This is a genomic window from Ruegeria sp. B10, from assembly GCF_056539825.1.
Genome location: NZ_JBQFVP010000002.1, coordinates 111,520 through 131,015, shown reverse-complemented (window position 1 = coordinate 131,015; position 19,496 = coordinate 111,520). Strand labels below are relative to the sequence as shown.

Here is a 19,496-nt window from a genome sequence, read left to right as displayed (position 1 = left end):
GTTACCTCGTCAGAAGGCGCGTGAACACCTGATCAAGGTAGATTTTCGCGTCGGGGTAGGGATCGGCTTCATCCGAGCCAAGAACGGCGCGGATCTGGACGTCGAAATCTGCGTAGTGCTGGGTCAAAGACCAGATCGAGAAGATCAGGTGATAGGGGTTCACTTCGGCGATATGCCCCTCGGCCATCCAGCGGCGGATCAGGGTCGAGGTTTCATCGACCAGCGCTTTCAGATCTGTGGACAGCACGTCATAGATATGTGGAGCGCCGCGAATGATCTCATTGGCAAACAGGCGGCTTTCACGCGGGTAGTCGCGGCTCATTTCCAGTTTGCGGTGGATATATCCCAACAGCTCGCTCAGAGGATCGCCATCGGGATCGATAGCACGCATCGGGTCTAGCCAAGTGTCCAGAAGACGCTCGAGCAGGGCGGCATATATCGCGTCTTTGCTGCGGTAGTAATAGAGCAGGTTTGGTTTGCTCAGCCCGGCAGCGGATGCAATCTGATCCACGGTTGCCCCGCGAAACCCGTGGGTCGAAAAGACCTCGAGCGCGGCTTCCAGAATCGCAGCGCGATTTTTCTTTTGTATTCTGGTGGGTGCGCGGTCTTTCGGCATGTATCCAACGTGTCTGTTTTTGCGCCAGTTCATAGGGGATTTTGCTGAAAACTCCAGCGATGGCGCGCAATTTCTTGACTGATGTCGAACCCGTGATAGCGTGAGTTTGACCAGTTGGTCAAATCAAGACACCAAAAGCGAGCAAACTCGCAAGCAACAGGGAAGAAGACTATGGCAGCTCCGGCGCAGAATCTCAGGATCAATGGCGACAGGTTGTGGGACAGCCTGATGGAGATGGCCAAGATCGGCCCCGGCGTTGCGGGCGGCAACAATCGACAGACGCTGACCGATGAAGACGCCGAAGGGCGCGCGCTGTTCCAAAGCTGGTGCGAGGATGCAGGCTGTTCCATGGGTTTGGATCAGATGGGCAACATGTTCGCACGGCGTGAGGGCACGGACCCGGACGCGTTGCCGGTCTATGTCGGCTCTCATCTGGATACACAGCCGACCGGCGGGAAATACGACGGGGTTCTAGGGGTGCTTGGCGGTTTGGAGATCATCCGCACGCTGAACGATCTGGGAATCAAAACCAAACATCCGATCGTGGCGACCAACTGGACGAATGAAGAGGGCACGCGCTACGCCCCTGCGATGTTGTCTTCGGGCGTGTTTGCCGGGATGCACACGCAGGATTGGGCCTATGACCGCGAGGATGCCGAGGGCAAAAAATTCGGCGATGAGTTGCAGCGTATCGGTTGGCGCGGCGAGGAAGAGGTCGGCGCACGCAAAATGCATGCGTTCTTTGAGCTGCATATCGAACAGGGCCCGATATTGGAGGCCGAGGGCAAGGATATCGGCGTCGTCACCCACGGCCAGGGGCTGAGTTGGACCCAGATCACAGTGACTGGCAAGGATGCCCATACCGGATCGACCCCGATGCCGATGCGCAAGAATGCGGGTCTGGCGATGGCGCGCATTCTTGAAAAAGTCGATGAGATTGCCTGGTCGCACGCGCCGCATGCTGTTGGGGCAGCGGGGCATATTGATGTGTATCCGAACTCACGCAATGTGATTCCGGGCAAGGTGGTGTTCACGGTCGATTTCCGCTCGCCCGAATTGGATGTGATCACTGATATGGAAAATCGCCTTCGTGTGGCGGCTGAGGATATCGTGAACGAAATGGGCCTGCAGATTGAATTCGAAAAGGTCGGCGGTTTCGATCCAGTCAAATTCGACGAGGGCTGTGTGGCAGCCGTGCGCGACGCCGCAGAGCGGCTGGGGTATTCCCATACGGACATCATCTCGGGGGCCGGGCACGATGCCTGCTGGATCAACCGGGTTGCGCCGACCGCGATGGTGATGTGCCCTTGCGTAGATGGCTTGAGCCATAACGAGGCTGAAGAGATCAGCAAGGATTGGGCGGCCGCCGGGGCGGATGTTTTGCTGCACGCGGTCGTTGAGACGGCGGAGATCGTGGAATAGGGGGCGCTGCCCCTGTCGCCCATGGGGCGACTGCCCCGGGATATTTTTAGCCAGATGAAGCAAGCGGCGCAGACCGCAACAGGGAGTTTGAAATGAGTACTGTCATCAAGAACGGGACCATCGTAACCGCTGATCTGACCTATAAGGCGGATGTGAAAGTTGAGGGCGGCGTGATCACCGAGATTGGGCCGGACCTGCGCGGCGACAAAGAGCTGGACGCCTCGGGGTGCTACGTGATGCCCGGTGGGATCGACCCGCACACGCATCTCGAGATGCCGTTTATGGGGACCTATTCCAGCGACGATTTCGAAAGCGGCACGCGCGCGGCCCTGGCAGGTGGCACCACGATGGTTGTGGATTTCGCGCTGCCCAATCCGGGCGAGAGCTTGCTGGATGCGCTCAAACGTTGGGACAACAAATCGACGCGGGCGAATTGTGACTACTCGTTCCACATGGCGGTGACCTGGTGGGGTGAGCAGGTGTTTGATGACATCAAGACTGTCATCGATACGCGTGGTATCAACACGTTCAAACATTTCATGGCCTATAAAGGCGCGTTGATGGTTAATGATGATGAGTTGTTTGCTTCGTTCAAACGTCTGGCCGAGTTGGGCGGAACCGCGATGGTGCATGCCGAGAACGGCGATGTGGTGGCCGAGCTGAGTGCCAAACTTTTGGCTGAGGGCAATACCGGCCCCGAGGCGCACGCCTATTCCCGTCCGCCGCAGGTCGAAGGTGAAGCGACCAACCGCGCGATCATGATTGCCGATATGGCCGGTGTGCCTCTGTACGTGGTGCATACCTCCTGCGAAGAGGCACATGAGGCCATTCGGCGCGCAAAGATGCAGGGCAAGCGGGTGTGGGGAGAACCTCTGATCCAGCACCTGACCTTGGATGAGAGCGAGTATTTCCACCACGATTGGGAACATGCAGCGCGGCGGGTCATGAGCCCTCCGTTCCGGAACAAGCAACATCAGGACAGCCTTTGGAACGGTCTACAATCGGGCACGTTGAGCGTGGTCGCAACGGACCATTGCGCATTTACGACCGAGCAGAAACGCTATGGCGTGGGTGATTTCACCAAGATCCCGAACGGGACCGGAGGGTTAGAGGATCGGATGCCGATGCTCTGGACCTATGGGGTGAATACAGGGCGCTTGACACCGAACGAGTTCGTGGCCGTTACTTCAACAAACATCGCCAAGATATTGAATTGCTATCCGAAAAAGGGTGCGGTTTTGGTTGGCGCAGATGCTGATCTGGTGGTGTGGGATCCGGACAAGGCCAAGGTGATTTCGGCCGAAACGCAGCAGTCTTCGATCGACTACAACGTGTTCGAGGGTAAAGAAGTGCGCGGGTTGCCGCGGTTCACACTGACCCGCGGTGCGGTTGCCGTGCATGATGGTGAGATCCAGACACAGGAAGGACACGGGAAGTTCGTGGCGCGTGAGGCCAACACCCATGTGAACAAGGCGCTGAGCACTTGGAAAGAACTGACCGCCCCGCGCCCGGTGGAGCGGACGGGTATTCCGGCGACGGGTGTCTGACGCATTCGGGCCGCTCTATGGGCGGCCCGCAATCAAATTTTTCAAGGCTATGGAATGAACACTGACTCTACGACCCAGCCTGTGATCGAGGCAAGGCAGCTGGATCTCACCTTCCAGACGAATGACGGCCCGGTTCACGCGCTGAAAGATGTGAACCTGACGATCGACAAAGGCGACTTTGTCAGCTTTATCGGCCCTTCGGGTTGCGGTAAGACCACTTTTCTGCGCTGCATCGCGGCTTTGGAGACCCCGACCGGCGGCACTCTGACCGTCAACGGCATGACCCCGGATGAGGCGCGGCGCAAGCGGGCCTATGGCTATGTGTTTCAGGCGGCGGGTCTGTATCCGTGGCGGACCATCTCCAAGAACATCAAGCTGCCGCTTGAGATCATGGGTTATTCCGCGTCCGAGCAGGAAGAGCGTGTGAATAAAGTGCTAGAACTTGTTGATCTTGCTGGGTTTGGTGGGAAGTTTCCATGGCAGCTGTCGGGCGGTATGCAGCAGCGGGCCAGTATCGCGCGGGCCTTGGCCTTTGACGCGGATATCCTGCTGATGGACGAACCATTTGGTGCGTTGGACGAGATCGTGCGCGATCACCTCAACGAGCAGCTTCTGGCGCTCTGGGCGCGCACTGAGAAGACGATTGGTTTTGTGACGCACTCGATCCCCGAGGCGGTGTATCTCAGCACTAAGATCGTGGTCATGAGCCCTCGGCCCGGGCGGATTACGGATGTGATCGACAGCCCTCTGCCCAAGGAACGGCCCTTGGATATCCGCGATACGCCGGAGTTTATTGAGGTTGCACACCGGGTGCGGGACGGCCTGCGGGCGGGGCATTCCTATGATGATTGATGGGGCCTCGGATATGATCAGGCGCGCCAGGTTGCAGGACGTGCCGGCCTGTGCCCAAGTGATCCATGATTGGGCCTGCCAAACGGAGTGGATGCCGGAAGAGCTGCCAGTTGAACAACTGACAGCCTTGATCGAAGAGGCGTTCGATCATCGTGAGATCTGGGTAACGGGCAACCCGGTCGATTGCTACATGTCAGTAGATCCGAATGAGCAGAAGATCGGTGCGCTTTATTGCAGACGGACCGGTCAGGGCATCGGCAAGCGCTTTGTCGACAAGGCCAAAGAGGGCCGCGCGTTTCTTTGGCTGACGACACACACACCGAACACGGCAGCGCAACGGTTCTATCAGCGCGAAGGGTTCGAGGTTACAAGCGAAGAGCCTCCCGTGCCCCCGGACACCGTGCCGGTCTACCGGATGGAGTGGCACGCATGAAGCAGGTTTTATCGGTTCTGACTGTGCTGCTGGCCATTGCGGTCCTGTGGTATCTGGCCGTTGCACCAATGAATGTTCGTGTTTCGCTCGATCAGGCGGAACGGGCAGGGGAAACCGTGACGCCCGAGGCGTCGAGGGACCGTCAGCAGGTTTCGGTCTGGGTTCTGATGGTGCAGAACCCATCGCATATTGCAGGTGGTTATGAGCTGGACCGGCCGCGCCTGCCAACGCCCGTTCAAGTCGGACAGGAGCTTTGGAAAACCACCGGCGAAATGGTGGTGCGAGGGCGGGCGATGTCGAAGCGCTCGTTGATTTATCACGGGTGGATCACGTTGCAATCCACGCTCTGGGGATTTGTGCTGGGCACGGCCGTTGGCATCCTGGGGGCCGTGGCCATCGTCTATTCCCGCGTTGTGGATATGAGCCTGATGCCGTGGGCCATCATCAGCCAGACGGTGCCGATCGTGGCACTGGCTCCCATGATCATCGTCCTGAGTTCTCAGTTGGGGATCGAAGGGCGTGGGGTGCCCAAGGCGATTATCTCGGCTTACCTATGCTATTTCCCTGTGCTGGTCGGGATGGTTAAAGGGCTGCGCTCGCCGGCCGTTTCGCAGCTGGATTTGCTTCAGACCTACAACGCCACCGGGTTGCAGGCGTTTCTGAAACTGCGCCTGCCGTCCTCGGTGCCATATCTCTTTACGTCGCTGAAGGTGGGCATCGCGGCGGCCTTGGTCGGGACAATTGTGGGCGAGCTACCGACCGGAGCAATTTCGGGCCTCGGTGCACGCATTCTGATCGGAGATCAATTCGGCACGCCTCTGGCCATTTGGGCGGCCTTGTTCGCAGCGGCTATTCTGGCAGGTATTCTGGTGACTTTGCTGGATATTCTGCAGCGAGTGACCCTGAAACGTATGGGGATGAGCACATGAGCTGGTTGATCTTTTCCCTCGTCTTCTGGGCCGGTGCCTGGTGGCTGAACGCATGGCTGGCGCGGTCGATCTACCGGGACTCCAAAGGCGTGCGCGTCTTTGTGCCCGTGCTCTTTGGTGTCACGCTGCTGATCCTGTGGGAGGGGCTGGTGCAAGGGCTGGGCGTCTCGCCCGTGATCCTGCCGCCGCCGTCGATGGTGGCGCAGACTTTTGTGAACTCGACCGACATTCTGTGGCAGGACTTCAAACAGACCGTGTTCAAAGGCGCTTTCACCGGATTTGCAATCGGAGCTACTGCTGCTTTTTTAACGGCTGTTTTGATCGACCGGTCAGTCTTTCTGACCCGAGGGTTGCTGCCCATCGGCAACTTCGTGGCCGCACTGCCTATCGTCGGAATCGCGCCCATTCTGGTCAGTTGGTTCGGGTTCGATTGGCACTCCAAAGCAGCTGTGGTTGTAGTAATGGTGTTCTTCCCGATCCTTGTGAATACAGTGCAAGGCCTACGTGAGGCGGACGCGATGCAACGCGACCTGATGCGGACCTATGCGGCCAGCTATGCGCAAACGCTGATCAAACTGCGCCTGCCTGCCGCAATGCCGTTCATATTCAATGGCCTCAAGATTGCTACTACATTGGCGCTGATCGGCGCGATTGTGGCCGAATATTTCGGCTCACCCACGCGCGGTATGGGCTTTCGGATTTCAACCGGGGTGGGCAGCCTGTCGATCGACCTCGTCTGGGCCGAAATCTCAGTGGCGGCAGTCGCTGGAACAGTGTTCTATGCTTTGGTGGCAGGGCTCGAAAAAATGGTAACCTTTTGGCACCCCTCACAACGCAGATAACAAGACCAACCAGATCCCGAAAACGGGGCACAATTCGTAACAAGGAGAATATGAAGATGAAAAAGCTACTCAGCGGGGCGGTTGCCGCCTTTAGCCTGGCCGCCAGTGCATCACTGGCCGCCGATGAGGTGACATTGCAGCTCAAATGGGTCACGCAGGCGCAGTTTGCAGGCTACTACGTCGCGAAGGACAAGGGGTTCTATGAGGAAGAAGATCTGGACGTGACCATCCTGCCGGGCGGTCCCGATATCGCGCCCACCCAGGTGATCGCGGGCGGCGGTGCGGATGTAACCGTCGAATGGATGCCGGCCGCACTGGCCGCACGGGAAAAAGGCTTGCCGCTGGTCAATATCGCTCAGCCCTTCAAAAGCTCGGGCATGATGCTGACCTGCTGGAAGGACGCGGGGATTTCCTCGCCTGTGGATCTGAAGAACCGCACCCTCGGCGTTTGGTTCTTTGGCAACGAATTCCCGTTCATGAGCTGGATGAGCCAGCTGGGCATCGACACAGGCGGTAAGGCTGAAAACGGTGTTGAGGTGCTGAAGCAGGGCTTCAACGTCGATCCTCTGCTGCAGCGTCAGGCCGATTGCATCAGCACTATGACCTACAATGAATACTGGCAGGTCATTGATGCGGGCGTGAATCCGGATGAGCTGGTGACTTTCAAGTACGAAGATCAGGGCGTTGCGACGTTGGAAGATGGTCTCTACGTGCTGGAAGAGAACCTGAGCGACGAAGCCTTTGTTGAGAAAATGCAGCGCTTTGTGCGGGCCTCGATGAAGGGCTGGAAGTATGCCGAAGAGAACCCGGATGAGGCCGCTCTGATCGTTCTCGACAATGACGCCACCGGTGCACAGACCGAAGAGCATCAGAAACGCATGATGGGCGAGATTGCTAAACTGACCGCAGGATCGAACGGGGCGCTGGACCCGGCCGATTTCGAGCGTACGGTAAGCACGCTGCTCGCAGGTGGGTCCGATCCGGTCATCACCGCGAAGCCGGAAGGGGCATGGACACATCAGGTGACCGACGCAGCGCTGAACTAAACCAGTCAGACATTTCTGACGCAAAGACGCGGTCCCAAAACGGGGCCGCGTTTTCTATTCTGACTGTCTGTTTCGTGTATGTACTCTTGGTGAATCTATAGTAGTATTTCCTTGTAAACTAGCGCAAAACATCCATTTGATCGCGTTCAAAGGTATAAGATGCAAGGATTTGCAGAAGAATTCAGTCACGCTCTCTCTCTCATCCTCAATGGGGATGCAGAGCTATGGGCGATTGTCTTTCTTTCTCTGAAAGTATCCGTTTTCGCGGTGCTGATCTCGGCGCTGATCGGGATGCCCGTTGGGGCAGCGCTGGCCGTGGCGCGCTTTCCCGGTCGCCGTGCGTTGATCGTGCTGATGAATGCTTTGATGGGCTTTCCACCTGTGGTGGTCGGCCTTCTGGTTTACCTTATGCTGTCCCGCTCGGGGCCTTTGGGTGTGTTGGAACTGCTCTATACGCCCACCGCCATGATCATCGCGCAGGTGGTTTTGGTCACGCCCATCGTCGCCGCGCTGACCCGGCAAGTGGTTGAGATGCTGGCCGAGGAGTATTCGGAACAACTCCGCTCACTCGGGGTGTCGCGCCTGGCCTCGGTTCCAGTGTTGTTGTGGGACGCACGCTTAGCATTGATCACTGCGCTTCTGGCCGGGTTCGGACGTGCCATTGCCGAAGTGGGCGCCGTGATCATTGTTGGCGGCAACATCAATCATGTCACGCGTGTGATGACGACGACAATCGCGCTCGAGACCTCAAAAGGAAATCTGGCTTTGGCGCTGGCGCTGGGGGCGATCCTGATCGGCATCGCGGTGGCTGTGAACGCCATGGTGAGTGCCGCCAGCCTCCGAGCCGAACAGGAGGGGTTGCGCCATGCGTGATCTGACCTTTGAGATGACACAGTCCCTGCAGGTCCGCGATCTGGTCATCCGGCGCAATGGACAGAGCCTTTTGGATGTGGCCGAGCTGACGCTGAACGGGCCGGGGCCAACACTGTTGCTGGGGCCAAACGGCGCGGGCAAAAGCCTGCTCTTGCGGTGTCTGCACGGGTTAATCTCACCCGATCAGGGTCAGGTTGTTCAAGATGGCACTCCGCTGAATACCTCTCATACAACGCGGCAGGCGATGGTGTTCCAGCAGCCCGTTCTTCTGCGCCGATCGGTGTCCGCCAATCTGGATTTCGTGCTAAAACGGCAGGGGCTCGCGCGTTGCGCGCGCAAACTTCTGATTGCCGAGCTGTTGGCCGAAGGTGGCCTAGAGGGCAAAGCCCGGCAGCCCGCGCGGTCTTTGTCGGGCGGGGAGGCGCAACGGCTGGCGATCCTGCGGGCTTTGGCGATGACTCCTGAGACACTGTTTCTGGATGAGCCGACCAGCGCACTGGACCCAAGCGCTGTACAGATGATTGAGCGTATGATCCTGCGGGCCTCGGCGCGTGGGGTGCGGATCGTCATGGTGACACATGATATCGGACAGGCGCGGCGGTTGGCTGCGGATATTGTCATGATGCAGGGCGGGCGTGTGGTGGAACACGGACCTGCCAAACAGGTTCTGGATGCCCCAGAAAGCGACGCATCACGCCGCTATCTCTCGGGCGCATTGGTTACATAACAAAAACATTGGAGCATGTGATGAGACGGGCAATTATGCGCGCAGCGGCGCTTGGGCTTGGGATGATGGCCGGTATAGCCACAGCGGAGGAGCCGTTTATCGTGGTGCAATCCACCACCTCGACCCAGAATTCGGGGTTGCTGGACTATCTGTTGCCGGGCTTTGAGGCGGAAAGCGGTATTGATGTCCGCGTAGTGGCCGTTGGCACCGGTCAGGCCATTCGCAATGCGGTGAATGGCGATGGGGACGTGTTGCTGGTCCACTCCAAGCCTGCGGAAGAGAAGTTTGTTGCGGATGGTTGGGGCGTTGAGCGTTTGGACCTGATGTATAATGACTTTGTTCTGGTCGGGCCAAAATCGGACCCGGCGGGCGTCAAAGGGGGGGCAGATATCCTCTCCGCGCTTTCTGCGATCGAGGCGGCCGAGGCCGTATTCGCCTCGCGCGGGGATGACAGCGGAACTCATAAGGCCGAGATGAGCCACTGGGCGGATGCCGGTTTGGACCCGACCAGCGCGTCGGGCGAGTGGTATCGTGAGACTGGATCTGGCATGGGGGCCACGCTAAATATTGCTAGCGGCATGGGGGCGTATGCGCTGACCGACCGGGCCATGTGGCTGTCCTTTGGCAACAGAGGCGATCTGGAGATTCTGGTCGAAGGCGATCCGCGGTTGTTCAACCAATATGGTGTGATCTTGGTGAATCCCGAGCAGCATCCGAAAACGCGCGCCAATGCCGGGCAGAGGTTCATTGATTGGCTGACAGGTCCGGACGGGCAGGCGGCGATTGCGGACTTCCGGCTAGAAGGGCAGCAGGTGTTCTTCCCTAACGCGCAGTAGATTGGCCTGCGGCTAATGCCTTCGGCGAGAGTATTTTTGAAAAGATGAAGCCCTAACCGCTGGCGCCATTGTGGTGGACCTGGCCCAAACCGGTCAGGTCATATCCACCAAATTCAGACGCGCGGGTTTGAAACTGATCCGAGCGTATGAAGCGCAGCAGTTTCTGCATTGGTTCGTCGAAATAGGCCCGCCGCCAGATCGCCAGGTCCAGTCGTTCCGAGTGGGTCGGGACGAAGCGCAGGTTGTAGAGGCTTGCCAATGCGCCCAGACCGAACCCGGCCTCGGCTTTGTTGTCGTGCAGAGTGATGGCCAGTTCTTCCTCGGTGCGGGCGCAGGTGGGTAGGGCGGTCAGGTCGTCTCGGGTCAGGCCGTGGGTTGTGAGTTCGGCATCGAACAGACGTTGGCTGGCGGCGCTGTTTTGGCGCAGGACGACGCGGCGGCCTCTGAGGTCGGCAAAACCTGCAATGTCCGAGGTCTCCGGAGACAGCAAAAGCCCGCGTTGTCGCTGTGCGATCTCGATCAGGACCACGGGGGCCTCGCCCAAAGCATCCCGCAGGGATCGGTTGTTGAAGCCATCGTCCTCATGGATATGCAGCGCCGCTGCCTGTGCGCTGCGATTGCCGAGGCGACTGAGACCGTCGAATGAGCCATCGTAGTAGGTCGCAAGACCAGATCCGCTCTCCCGCAGCGCCCAGTCCAGCAGTGGATCATGGCTGCCCGCCACGATCGGGGGCAGGGGTGGTTCCGCCACCTGCGGGCCCGAACGAGAGGCGTTGAGCCATGCAATCACCTCGGACCGGGGAAACAGCAGCTTGCCCATGGCGCGGACACAGGGCACCTCACCCGAGGAGGCGAGATCATAGGCTTTCCGCTCGCCGATCCGCAACAGGTCGGCCAGCTCTTTCGTCGTCAGGTATTCGGACATTCAGTCGAGGCGCACAGCAGGGCCAGAGGTCGCCTGTTCCGCGCTGAAACCGATCTGGTTCAGCGCAAATGGGGCGGCAACAGTGATGACGACCATTGCAGTTGCGGCGGCAAGAAAGGCTTTCATCGTTTCCTCCGGTTCAGTTCGGATCAACCGTTGCGCGGCGCAGAAATGCGATCAGGTCGTCCCGGTCCTGTTCTTGCGTGATCCGCTGCATCGGCATCTTTGATCCTGGAATGTAGTGATCCGGCCCCTCATCGAAAAGGGCATTTATCGTCTCGTCATTCCAAATGATATCAGAGTCTTGCAACGTTTCCGAGTAGAAATAGCCCGGCAGTGTTCCGGCTTGCCGTCCGAACACTTCGTAGAGTGTTGGACCTGCACGGCGCTGCCCGTCCGGTGTCATGCTGTGGCAGATCGAGCATTTGCGGGCGAATTGCCGTTCGCCGTTGCTCATCTGGTCGGGGTCTTTCAGGAAACTTGGTTCTGACGCGGCCATCTGCTCCTGATCCCTCAGGGCGGCGACCGGCCAACTATACATGGCCTCATCAATTCCCCCCGCGTGGATGTTCTGTCCGTCAGCCGAGAACGCTAGCGCCCAGACCGGCCCCCGCAGCGTGGCGCGGAAATCTTGAACGATGCGCCAGTCCACCGTGTCGATCACCATAATGTAGCCTTCGCCATCCCCGACTGCCAACAGACTGCGATCAGGACTTAGGGCCAGCGCCAGAATGGGGCGTCGGTCCAGGGTGAAATCCCTCTCTTCATCCGTGCTGAGGTCGCGGATACGGGTCCCGCCATCCACAGCGCCATAGGCGATCCAGCCGTCTTGTTCGTTCAGGGCCAACTCATTGATGCCGAAGCCATGTTCGACCACGCGCCGGGTTTCTTGCCCGCTGGCCACGTCCCATTCGCGTAGGCTACCATCCACACCCGCCGAGAACAGCCGGGTTCCATCCTGTGAAAACACCACCGCGTTCACACCGCCACCAGTCGGGCCCAGCATTTGTGGGGCGGAGCCGTCCAACGGCCACAACCCAATTGTGCCGTCCCAGCTGGCTGTGGCGACATGGGTTTTTGAGGCTGCGAGGCCCACGATTTTGCCCTTGTGCTGGCCCACGACCTCTCCGCCCGGCCAGCGGCGCAGGGTGAAATCGTCTCCGGCGGAGTAGATGGCAGTGCCGTTGAAGACGACGGAGTTGACGGCGGCTTCATGGCCCTCCAACCATTCGGGCATTTGATCCGACCAAAGGCCAACCGAGTTGTCGAAACTGGCCGTGGCGATCCGCCCGTCAGGTGCGGTTGCGATGCCCATGATCGGCCCGCCATGGCCCTTGAGCGTAAAGAACTCGGACAATGCGGGCAGGGGGATCAGGGCCAGCGCGACGGCGAGCCAGCGCATCTATTCAGCGGGAGAGGCCGCTGCTTTGCCCGCCTCTTTTTCCTGCACCTCTTCCAGCCAGAGCGAGTGATGCTCACGCGCCCACTGCTCTTCAACCTCGCCGGTACCCATGGCGTCAAACGCGCCCTCCATGCCCACCGAGCCAAGGTAGATATGGGCGATGATAATGGCGATGAAGACATAGGCCACCATAACGTGCCAGACCTGTGCGTATTGCATTTCCTCCTGCGGCGACATCTGGACGGGCAGGCTCAGGCCAAGTGCTTGAGGAATGCCGGTGGAGTTGGCGATCGAGAAGGTTTTGGCGAACATCGGCAGCTCGAACGGGAACAGCAGCGACAGACCGGACAGGCTGATCGAGATACCCAGCAGGATGCAGGCCCAGAAGATGATTTTCTGGCCCGCGTTGAACTTTTTAGCAGGTGGATGGCTGCCTTTTGTGAACAATCCCCCTCCGGCGGCCAGCCATTTCAGGTCGGTTTTGTTGGGGATGTTATGGGCGATCCAGTTCACGGTGACGATGATCAAGCCCAGCATGAAGGCCCAGGCGAGGTTGTTGTGCAGCCATTTGCAGCCCTGTGCAATGGTGGCGAATCCTTCCTTGCCGAATATCGGGATCAGGAAGTCGCGGCCATAAAGCGTCAGCAGGCCAGTGATCCCAAGGATCAGGAACGATCCGGCAAACAGCCAGTGCCCGAACCGTTCAAAACTGTTGAAGCGTAGAACCGTGCGGCCTGTCTTTTCCCCATCAATGCGGATTTTACCGCGGATCAGGAAGAACAGCAGAATGACGGCCGCCATCACAGCAATGATGTAGCTGCCGTATTCACGCAGTGGACCCGTTCGGAAGTTCCACCACCACATGCCGCCATCCTGAATCAGGACACCAGCGGCAGGCCCTTGAGACGACACCGTTGTATCGGCCGAGCCAAAGCGAATAGCCCGATACACATCGCTATCCGAGGCAACACCGCTTGTTCCGAATTGCCCCAGCAGCCCCTCGACGTTGCCCTGACCTGTGTTTTCCGAGCGGTAGGCGTTGTCCACTTTCTCTCCCCGCTGCCGCGCCAGAATATCTTCTAGCGTCGTGGCACCGCCAGTCGAGGCGCGTTCATCCGCGGCAGGGGCCTCGGTCTCGGTGCTTTGGGCAAGGGCGAACTGAGTCAGCCCAAGGGTGAACAGAAGGGCGAAAATGAGACGGAACATCTGAACCTCGGTCAAAATGCCAAATGCAGGTGACCCACATTTGCGGGTCACCTGTTTCTTACACAGACGAATTAGCCGTCTTTCTGGTCGTAGGCCGTGCCCCAACCCCACGCGCCCGAGCCAAACCCGCGCGCAACGACGCGCTCGCGGTAGATGGCCGAGACGACGTCGCCGTCACCGGCGAGCAGGGCCTTGGTGGAGCACATCTCGGCGCAGATGGGCAGTTTGCCCTCGGCGATCCGGTTGCGACCATATTTGGCGAACTCTGCGGTCGAGTGCGTTTCTTCGGGACCACCGGCGCAGAAGGTACATTTGTCCATCTTGCCGCGCGATCCGAAGTTGCCCGCCTGCGGGTATTGCGGCGCGCCGAAGGGGCACGCGTAGAAGCAATAGCCGCAGCCAATGCACAGGTCCTTGGAGTGCAGGACGACGCCTTCTTCGTTCTGATAGAAGCAGTCGACCGGGCACACCGCCATGCAAGGCGCATCCGAACAATGCATACAGGCCACCGAGATCGAGCGTTCGCCCGGGTTGCCGTCATTGATCGTTACCACCCTGCGGCGGTTGATGCCCCATGGCACCTCGTGTTCGTTCTTACACGCGGTGACACAGGCGTTGCACTCGATACAGCGTTCAGCGTCGCAGAGAAATTTTGCTCTTGCTGCCATTTTTCTCTTCTCCTCCTTACGCTGACCAGATCTTGCAGAGAGTCGCTTTGGTCTCCTGCATCTGAGTCACTGAATCATAGCCATAGGTCTGGGCAGTGTTGGTACTTTCACCCAGAACATAGGGATCGGCTCCTTTGGGATATTTCTCCCTAAGGTCCTCGCCCTGGAAATGGCCGCCAAAGTGGAATGGCATGAAGGCCACGCCGGCACCGACCCTGTTGGTCAGCATCGCCATCACCTTGACCTTGCCGCCCTCAGGACCTTCGACCCAGACCTGCGATCCGTCCCGAATACCAAGGTTGTTGGCATCGCGCGGATTGATCTCGACGAACATGTCCTGCTGGAGCTCGGCCAGCCACGGGTTAGACCGTGTCTCATCGCCACCGCCTTCATATTCGACCAGACGACCTGACGTGAGGATTATCGGGTAATCCTTTGAAAAGTCGTTCTTTTGGATCGAAGCATAAAGGGTGGGCAGACGATAGGCCTGACGGTCCTCGTAGGTTGGATAGTCCTCCACCAGATCGCGCCGGTTCGTGTAGAGCGGCTCGCGGTGCAGTGGGATCGGATCCGGGAAGGTCCAGACGACCGCGCGGGCTTTGGCGTTCCCAAAGGGCGCACAGCCATGAGCGATCGCGACCCGCTGGATACCGCCGCTGAGGTCGGTCTTCCAGTTGGTCTCTGGTCCCGCAACGGCGTCGATCGCCGCGCGTTCCTCAGACGTGAGGTCTCCATCCCAGCCAAGGTCCATCAGCATCTGCATCGTGAATTCGGGATAACCATCCTGAATTTCCGATCCGACGCTATAGACCCCTTCGGCCAGCAGGTTGTCACCATCGCGTTCCACCCCGAAACGGGCGCGGAAGGTCAGGCCACCTTCGGCCACCGGTTTGGACATGTCATAGAGGTTCGGTGTCCCCGTATGACCCATCTCAGGCGTTCCCCAGCAAGGCCAGGGCAGACCATAATACTCGCCGTCGTTGGGTCCACCAATGGCTTGCAGCGTGGTTCTGTCGAACGTGTGCTGGTTGGCCATGTGGCTTTTCAGACGTTCCGGCGACTGACCGGTATAGCCGATGGTCCAGAGGCCCGAGTTGAACTCACGCGTGATGCTTTCAACATTCGGGGTTTCCGGGTCGTCCATCTCGATGTTGCGGAACAGACGGTCCGCCCAGCCGAACTTGTTGGCGAACTTGGCCATGATGACCTCGTCCGGCAAGCTTTCGAATAGGGGATCCACCACCTTGTCGCGCCACTGCAGCGAGCGGTTCGATGCTGTGACCGAGCCACGGGTTTCGAACTGGGTACAAGCTGGCAACAGGTAGACGCCATCAGTGCGGTCCTGCAGAACGGCTGAGACGGTGGGATACGGGTCGATCACGACCAGCATGTCCAGCTTCTCCATCGCCGTCTTCATTTCCGTCATCCGGGTCTGCGAGTTGGGCGCGTGGCCCCACAGGACCATGGCGCGGACGTTGTTGTCCTGATCCATGTTGGCAGGGTCTTCCAGAACACCGTCAATCCAGCGGGAGACCGGGATGCCGCGCTCGTTCTGGAGCGGTTTATCCTTGCCTTCCTTGTCTTTGATCGTGGCGAACTGACCGGCCAGCCATTCAGGATCTTCACCCCAGACACGGGCCCAGTGACCCCATGCCCCTTTCGACAGGCCATAGTAGCCGGGCAGGGTGTGAGACAGAACACCAAGGTCCGTCGCGCCTTGCACGTTGTCATGGCCGCGGAAGATGTTGGTGCCACCACCCGTGGTGCCCATATTGCCGAGCGCAAGCTGAAGCACACAGTAGGCGCGGGTGTTGTTGTTGCCGTTGGTGTGCTGAGTGCCGCCCATGCACCATACAACGGTGCCGGGACGGTTATTCACCATGGTCCGGGCGACGCGACGCAGCTGCGAGCCGGGTGTACCGGTGACGCGCTCGACCTCATCCGGGGTCCACTTGGCAACCTCTTCCTTGATCTGGTCCATCCCCCAGACACGGGTGCGGATGAACTCCTTGTCCTCCCAACCGTTGTCGAAGATGTGCCAAAGGATACCCCAGACCAATGCGACGTCGGTGCCGGGACGGAAGCGGACATATTCATCCGCATGCGCCGCAGTGCGCGTAAAGCGCGGGTCGCAAACGATCAGCGGCGCGTTATTCTGCTCTTTCGCACGCAGGATATGCAGCAGCGAGACGGGGTGCGCCTCGGCCGGGTTACCACCGATGATAAAGATGGCCCGGCTGTTGTGCATGTCGTTATACGAGTTAGTCATGGCGCCGTAGCCCCACGTGTTCGCAACGCCCGCAACAGTGGTCGAGTGGCAGATACGGGCCTGATGGTCCACGTTGTTCGTGCCCCAGTAGGCGGCGAACTTGCGGAACAGATAGGCCTGTTCGTTATTATGCTTCGCAGAACCCAGCCAGTACACACTGTCCGGCCCGGATTCCTGACGGATGTTCATCATGCCGTCGCCGATCTCGTTGATCGCCTCGTCCCAGCTGATGCGCTTCCACTCTCCGCCTTCCTTTTTCATCGGATACTTCAGGCGGCGTTCGCCATGGGCGTGTTCGCGGACCGCGGCGCCCTTTGCGCAGTGCGCACCCAGGTTGAACGGGCTGTCCCAACCGGGTTCTTGCCCGACCCAGACACCATTTTGCACCTCAGCAACGACTGTACAGCCGACCGAGCAGTGAGTGCAGACGGATTTGATATTCTCAACGGCTTGGTTTGCCGCTGTCTGGGCGCTGGCTTGCGTCACGGTTCCACCCGTAGCGCTGATCGCGGCAAGGCCGCCGATCGTCAGGCCCGAGCCACGCAGGAATGCGCGGCGATCGACGGTTTTCTCGCCGACCTGGGACAGGATACTTGTCCGCTGGGGGCGTCTCGCAACCCCGTTGGTCTTTTTCCTAAGCATTGTTTTCCTCCCTTGCGCGCCGTGTCAGCCACGGCTGGCTTGGTACTTCGCGAACCGACATCAGGGCCAATCGCAACCGTCCGTCGGGTAGATGACATCGTCCGGCGGCTAGGCCGGGCGCAGTCGAGGCGGCTTAGAAGCGCGCGCTTTCCAGATACGCGCGGGTATGCGCGGTGTCCTGCATGCGGGTCTCGTCCGTCGGCAGCTCGGCTGCTTCGGCTTGACCGCTCAGGCTGGCTGCGGCGACAGCAGCGGGCGCTGCGGTTCCGGCCAGTTTGAGGAAGTCGCGGCGGGTTGCGCCTTCTTCCTTGGTCTTGCTCATGGGTGTCTCCTCTCCCATTTGCGATCTAGCGCCGACTTGGGCGCTGGTGAGTGGCGGGTTATGCCGCCGTCATTCGGAAGGCCTCACGCTCGATCTCCATGAACACCCGACCGGCCGTCCCGACCGAGGCATAGAGAACCGAAGCTTCGGCAGCTTCCAAATCCGAATAGAAATGTGCGGCCCAAGGGCCGATATGTTTGTTCCAGAATGCTTTTTGATCGTCGAGAGGGGCAGCGGTTCCAAACCGGCCCACGATCATGCCAGCCATAATCTCCATCAGTGATGCGATGTTATCTTCGGGCTCGAACACGTTCTTGGCGCGGGTTATGCCGCGCACGGCCATATCATTGCGCAACTGAGCCAGAGGTTTTTCGTTCAGGAACCCGGTTAGGTAAAAGCTGGCATAGGGCAGCAGCTCACCACGGCCCAACCCGATGAACAGTGCGTTGAACTCGCGTTCTGCGGCCGCGGGTTTTGTCACCTTGGCCACCCGTGCCATGGCTTGAATGGCTTGGCCCAGATCGGTGTCATCGCCGCTTAGCCCCGCCATCTGATCCAATAGCAGCTGATCCGGCGGGCCAGCGAGCAGCAGGCCCAGAAAATTGTAGAAATCCGCGCGCAGCCGATCCTCGGCCGAGATATCCATGTGTTGCGCGTTGCTTGCGGTCATCCGTTATCCTTCGAATTCAAATCTCATGCGGCGCGGGGCCGGGATATAAGGCTCGTCCTCAGGCTCTTCCGCTGCGGCCAGAGCCATCGGTTCCAGGGCTGGTTCAGGTTCGGCGAGCGCGGCGGGTTCTTCTTCCTCGACAGGCTCGGGGGCGTCGATTTCAGGCTCATCCTCTTCGGCTGCCAAAGCCTCGATATGCGCCAACATCCCTTTGCCGACCTGATAAGCGGTTTGGAGGTTTTCGATCACACAGGCGGCATCGGTGTAGTCTTCGCCATAGTCGACCAGCCCGTCCACATTGGCCAATACAGGATTCAGTCGCCATAGCCGACGCAGGGCGCGGCGGCGCAAGCGGTCGGGGACTGCCTTAGCCATGAAGCCCGACACATCATCGCCAGCTTGTAACTGATCGGGGTCGGGCAGATTGAACTCGGCCAGAATTTCGGCGTCGCTCTTTTCTTCCAACTCGGCCTGTTGCGTCACGATGGTTTGTTGTTCCGCCGCGATCGCTTCGGCCTCGGTTTCTGCCTGAACGGCTGCCTTGCGGCGGGACCAGAAATCGCGGGGTTGGGTCATTGCAGCACCTTCCTCGGTGCGCGGTAGACGTCCGAGGTCTGCCGAATACGCGCATCTCCCTTGCCGTCCTCCACAAGGTCCGTCCGTTTCTTGTCACGACGGCGTTTGATGAAAACCTCATCCCGGTGGTGTTCCAAGGTAAAATCCCGAACCCAGGCGATCAGGCCTTCGGTCATCGGGATTTTCTCAACAATCTCTTCGCCTGTATCAGCATAATCCTGCCCTTCGAACGGAGAGGCGGTGATCAGCGCCGCATCCATCGGGCGGTTGCCGTCCAGATCGTTGCGCAGAACCAGATAAACGGAAGGCTGCCCATCAGACAGGTTGACCATGTAAGCTTCGGTCTCATCGGCCCAGAGGGTTAGGGGCAAGGTGGCGGCGTGATACTCCACCGCGTCGCCTTCGCGCCGAAGCTCCACCCAATCAGCAGGGCCTGCACCGGGCAGCACGGCAACTGCACGCCAGTTCCATTTAGCCCAGCGAGTTACCCCGGGTGTCTTGCGCACGATGACGCCAACAGGCATTTCAATACGGCTTGCGGCCTTGGCCACTGGCTCCTCCCCGTAAGGCTCTCCCCTGCCTTACCCTAAGTCTACTATGGTACACATAGGGCGGCTCTGCCAAGTCTCAATCGCGTGAAAAACCTCTTGTACGACTAAAGTTTAACAAGTGAAATTCCGAGCGTTTGTGTCA

General features: G+C 59.3%; 21 protein-coding genes. 10 read left to right on the top strand and 11 right to left on the bottom strand.

Features of this window, described 5'->3' with window-relative positions:
- Nucleotide 1 precedes the first annotated feature (1 nt).
- Nucleotides 2-616, bottom strand: coding sequence for a TetR family transcriptional regulator C-terminal domain-containing protein (locus tag ACR0J4_RS02980; RefSeq protein WP_170551383.1), 615 nt, complete (start codon nucleotides 614-616; stop codon nucleotides 2-4).
- Nucleotides 617-787: 171 nt separating this feature from the next.
- Here ACR0J4_RS02980 and ACR0J4_RS02975 point away from each other — a divergent pair, with 171 nt between their 5' ends.
- The 10 genes from ACR0J4_RS02975 to ACR0J4_RS02930 all read left to right on the top strand — a co-directional run bounded on the left by ACR0J4_RS02975 (nucleotide 788) and on the right by ACR0J4_RS02930 (nucleotide 10,123).
- A complete protein-coding gene (locus ACR0J4_RS02975; RefSeq protein ID WP_170642157.1) occupies nucleotides 788-2,038 on the top strand; it encodes a Zn-dependent hydrolase in 1,251 nt (416 codons plus the stop codon).
- A 92-nt stretch (nucleotides 2,039-2,130) separates the two neighbouring features.
- Nucleotides 2,131-3,585, top strand: coding sequence for a dihydropyrimidinase (hydA, locus tag ACR0J4_RS02970; protein ID WP_170642155.1), 1,455 nt, complete (start codon nucleotides 2,131-2,133; stop codon nucleotides 3,583-3,585).
- 54 nt (nucleotides 3,586-3,639) lie between these two features.
- Nucleotides 3,640-4,437 (top strand): ABC transporter ATP-binding protein, encoded by a 798-nt coding sequence (locus ACR0J4_RS02965; protein WP_170376555.1) that lies wholly within the window; start codon nucleotides 3,640-3,642, stop codon nucleotides 4,435-4,437.
- Nucleotides 4,427-4,870, top strand: a complete 444-nt coding sequence (locus ACR0J4_RS02960; protein ID WP_480668287.1) for a GNAT family N-acetyltransferase — start codon at nucleotides 4,427-4,429, stop codon at nucleotides 4,868-4,870. The genes ACR0J4_RS02965 and ACR0J4_RS02960 overlap by 11 nt, the downstream gene beginning before the upstream one ends.
- Nucleotides 4,867-5,799 (top strand): ABC transporter permease subunit, encoded by a 933-nt coding sequence (locus tag ACR0J4_RS02955; protein ID WP_170642153.1) that lies wholly within the window; start codon nucleotides 4,867-4,869, stop codon nucleotides 5,797-5,799. The genes ACR0J4_RS02960 and ACR0J4_RS02955 overlap by 4 nt, the downstream gene beginning before the upstream one ends.
- A complete protein-coding gene (locus ACR0J4_RS02950) occupies nucleotides 5,796-6,641 on the top strand; it encodes an ABC transporter permease (protein ID WP_170642151.1) in 846 nt (281 codons plus the stop codon). Before ACR0J4_RS02955 ends, ACR0J4_RS02950 begins: the two co-directional genes overlap by 4 nt.
- A gap of 56 nt (nucleotides 6,642-6,697) precedes the next feature.
- Entirely contained in the window at nucleotides 6,698-7,687 is a 990-nt protein-coding gene (locus ACR0J4_RS02945) for an ABC transporter substrate-binding protein (RefSeq protein ID WP_170642149.1), read from the top strand.
- 159 nt (nucleotides 7,688-7,846) lie between these two features.
- Nucleotides 7,847-8,560: an ABC transporter permease gene (locus ACR0J4_RS02940; protein WP_170642147.1), complete on the top strand. Its 714-nt coding sequence runs from the start codon at nucleotides 7,847-7,849 to the stop codon at nucleotides 8,558-8,560.
- Entirely contained in the window at nucleotides 8,553-9,287 is a 735-nt protein-coding gene (locus ACR0J4_RS02935) for an ATP-binding cassette domain-containing protein (protein WP_170642145.1), read from the top strand. Before ACR0J4_RS02940 ends, ACR0J4_RS02935 begins: the two co-directional genes overlap by 8 nt.
- Before the next feature lie 20 nt (nucleotides 9,288-9,307).
- Nucleotides 9,308-10,123: a substrate-binding domain-containing protein gene (locus ACR0J4_RS02930; protein WP_170642143.1), complete on the top strand. Its 816-nt coding sequence runs from the start codon at nucleotides 9,308-9,310 to the stop codon at nucleotides 10,121-10,123.
- Nucleotides 10,124-10,175: 52 nt separating this feature from the next.
- Here ACR0J4_RS02930 and ACR0J4_RS02925 read toward each other — a convergent pair whose 3' ends face one another.
- The 10 genes from ACR0J4_RS02925 to ACR0J4_RS02880 all read right to left on the bottom strand — a co-directional run bounded on the left by ACR0J4_RS02925 (nucleotide 10,176) and on the right by ACR0J4_RS02880 (nucleotide 19,354).
- Nucleotides 10,176-11,048, bottom strand: a complete 873-nt coding sequence (locus tag ACR0J4_RS02925; RefSeq protein WP_170642141.1) for a helix-turn-helix transcriptional regulator — start codon at nucleotides 11,046-11,048, stop codon at nucleotides 10,176-10,178.
- Nucleotides 11,049-11,174: a hypothetical protein gene (locus ACR0J4_RS02920; RefSeq protein ID WP_256439764.1), complete on the bottom strand. Its 126-nt coding sequence runs from the start codon at nucleotides 11,172-11,174 to the stop codon at nucleotides 11,049-11,051. It abuts the gene before it with no gap.
- Nucleotides 11,175-11,187: 13 nt separating this feature from the next.
- Nucleotides 11,188-12,450 carry a c-type cytochrome gene (locus ACR0J4_RS02915; protein ID WP_170747285.1) on the bottom strand — a complete coding sequence of 421 codons (1,263 nt, stop codon included), beginning with the start codon at nucleotides 12,448-12,450 and terminating at the stop codon, nucleotides 11,188-11,190.
- On the bottom strand, nucleotides 12,451-13,656 hold the full coding sequence (locus ACR0J4_RS02910) for a formate dehydrogenase subunit gamma (RefSeq protein WP_170642137.1): 1,206 nt from the start codon (nucleotides 13,654-13,656) through the stop codon (nucleotides 12,451-12,453).
- Nucleotides 13,657-13,727: 71 nt separating this feature from the next.
- The gene (fdh3B, locus tag ACR0J4_RS02905; protein WP_170376582.1) at nucleotides 13,728-14,324 is read right to left on the bottom strand and encodes a formate dehydrogenase FDH3 subunit beta; all 597 of its coding nucleotides are present in this window, start codon (nucleotides 14,322-14,324) and stop codon (nucleotides 13,728-13,730) included.
- Between the two features lie 16 nt (nucleotides 14,325-14,340).
- Nucleotides 14,341-17,235 carry a formate dehydrogenase subunit alpha gene (locus ACR0J4_RS02900; RefSeq protein WP_170642134.1) on the bottom strand — a complete coding sequence of 965 codons (2,895 nt, stop codon included), beginning with the start codon at nucleotides 17,233-17,235 and terminating at the stop codon, nucleotides 14,341-14,343.
- 133 nt (nucleotides 17,236-17,368) lie between these two features.
- Nucleotides 17,369-17,557 carry a ubiquinol-cytochrome c reductase iron-sulfur subunit N-terminal domain-containing protein gene (locus ACR0J4_RS02895; protein WP_170376587.1) on the bottom strand — a complete coding sequence of 63 codons (189 nt, stop codon included), beginning with the start codon at nucleotides 17,555-17,557 and terminating at the stop codon, nucleotides 17,369-17,371.
- A 58-nt stretch (nucleotides 17,558-17,615) separates the two neighbouring features.
- Entirely contained in the window at nucleotides 17,616-18,227 is a 612-nt protein-coding gene (locus tag ACR0J4_RS02890; RefSeq protein ID WP_170551332.1) for a TorD/DmsD family molecular chaperone, read from the bottom strand.
- A gap of 3 nt (nucleotides 18,228-18,230) precedes the next feature.
- On the bottom strand, nucleotides 18,231-18,803 hold the full coding sequence (locus ACR0J4_RS02885) for a DUF3306 domain-containing protein (protein ID WP_170551330.1): 573 nt from the start codon (nucleotides 18,801-18,803) through the stop codon (nucleotides 18,231-18,233).
- Nucleotides 18,800-19,354: a DUF3305 domain-containing protein gene (locus ACR0J4_RS02880; protein WP_170469868.1), complete on the bottom strand. Its 555-nt coding sequence runs from the start codon at nucleotides 19,352-19,354 to the stop codon at nucleotides 18,800-18,802. Before ACR0J4_RS02880 ends, ACR0J4_RS02885 begins: the two co-directional genes overlap by 4 nt.
- Nucleotides 19,355-19,496: the final 142 nt, after the last annotated feature.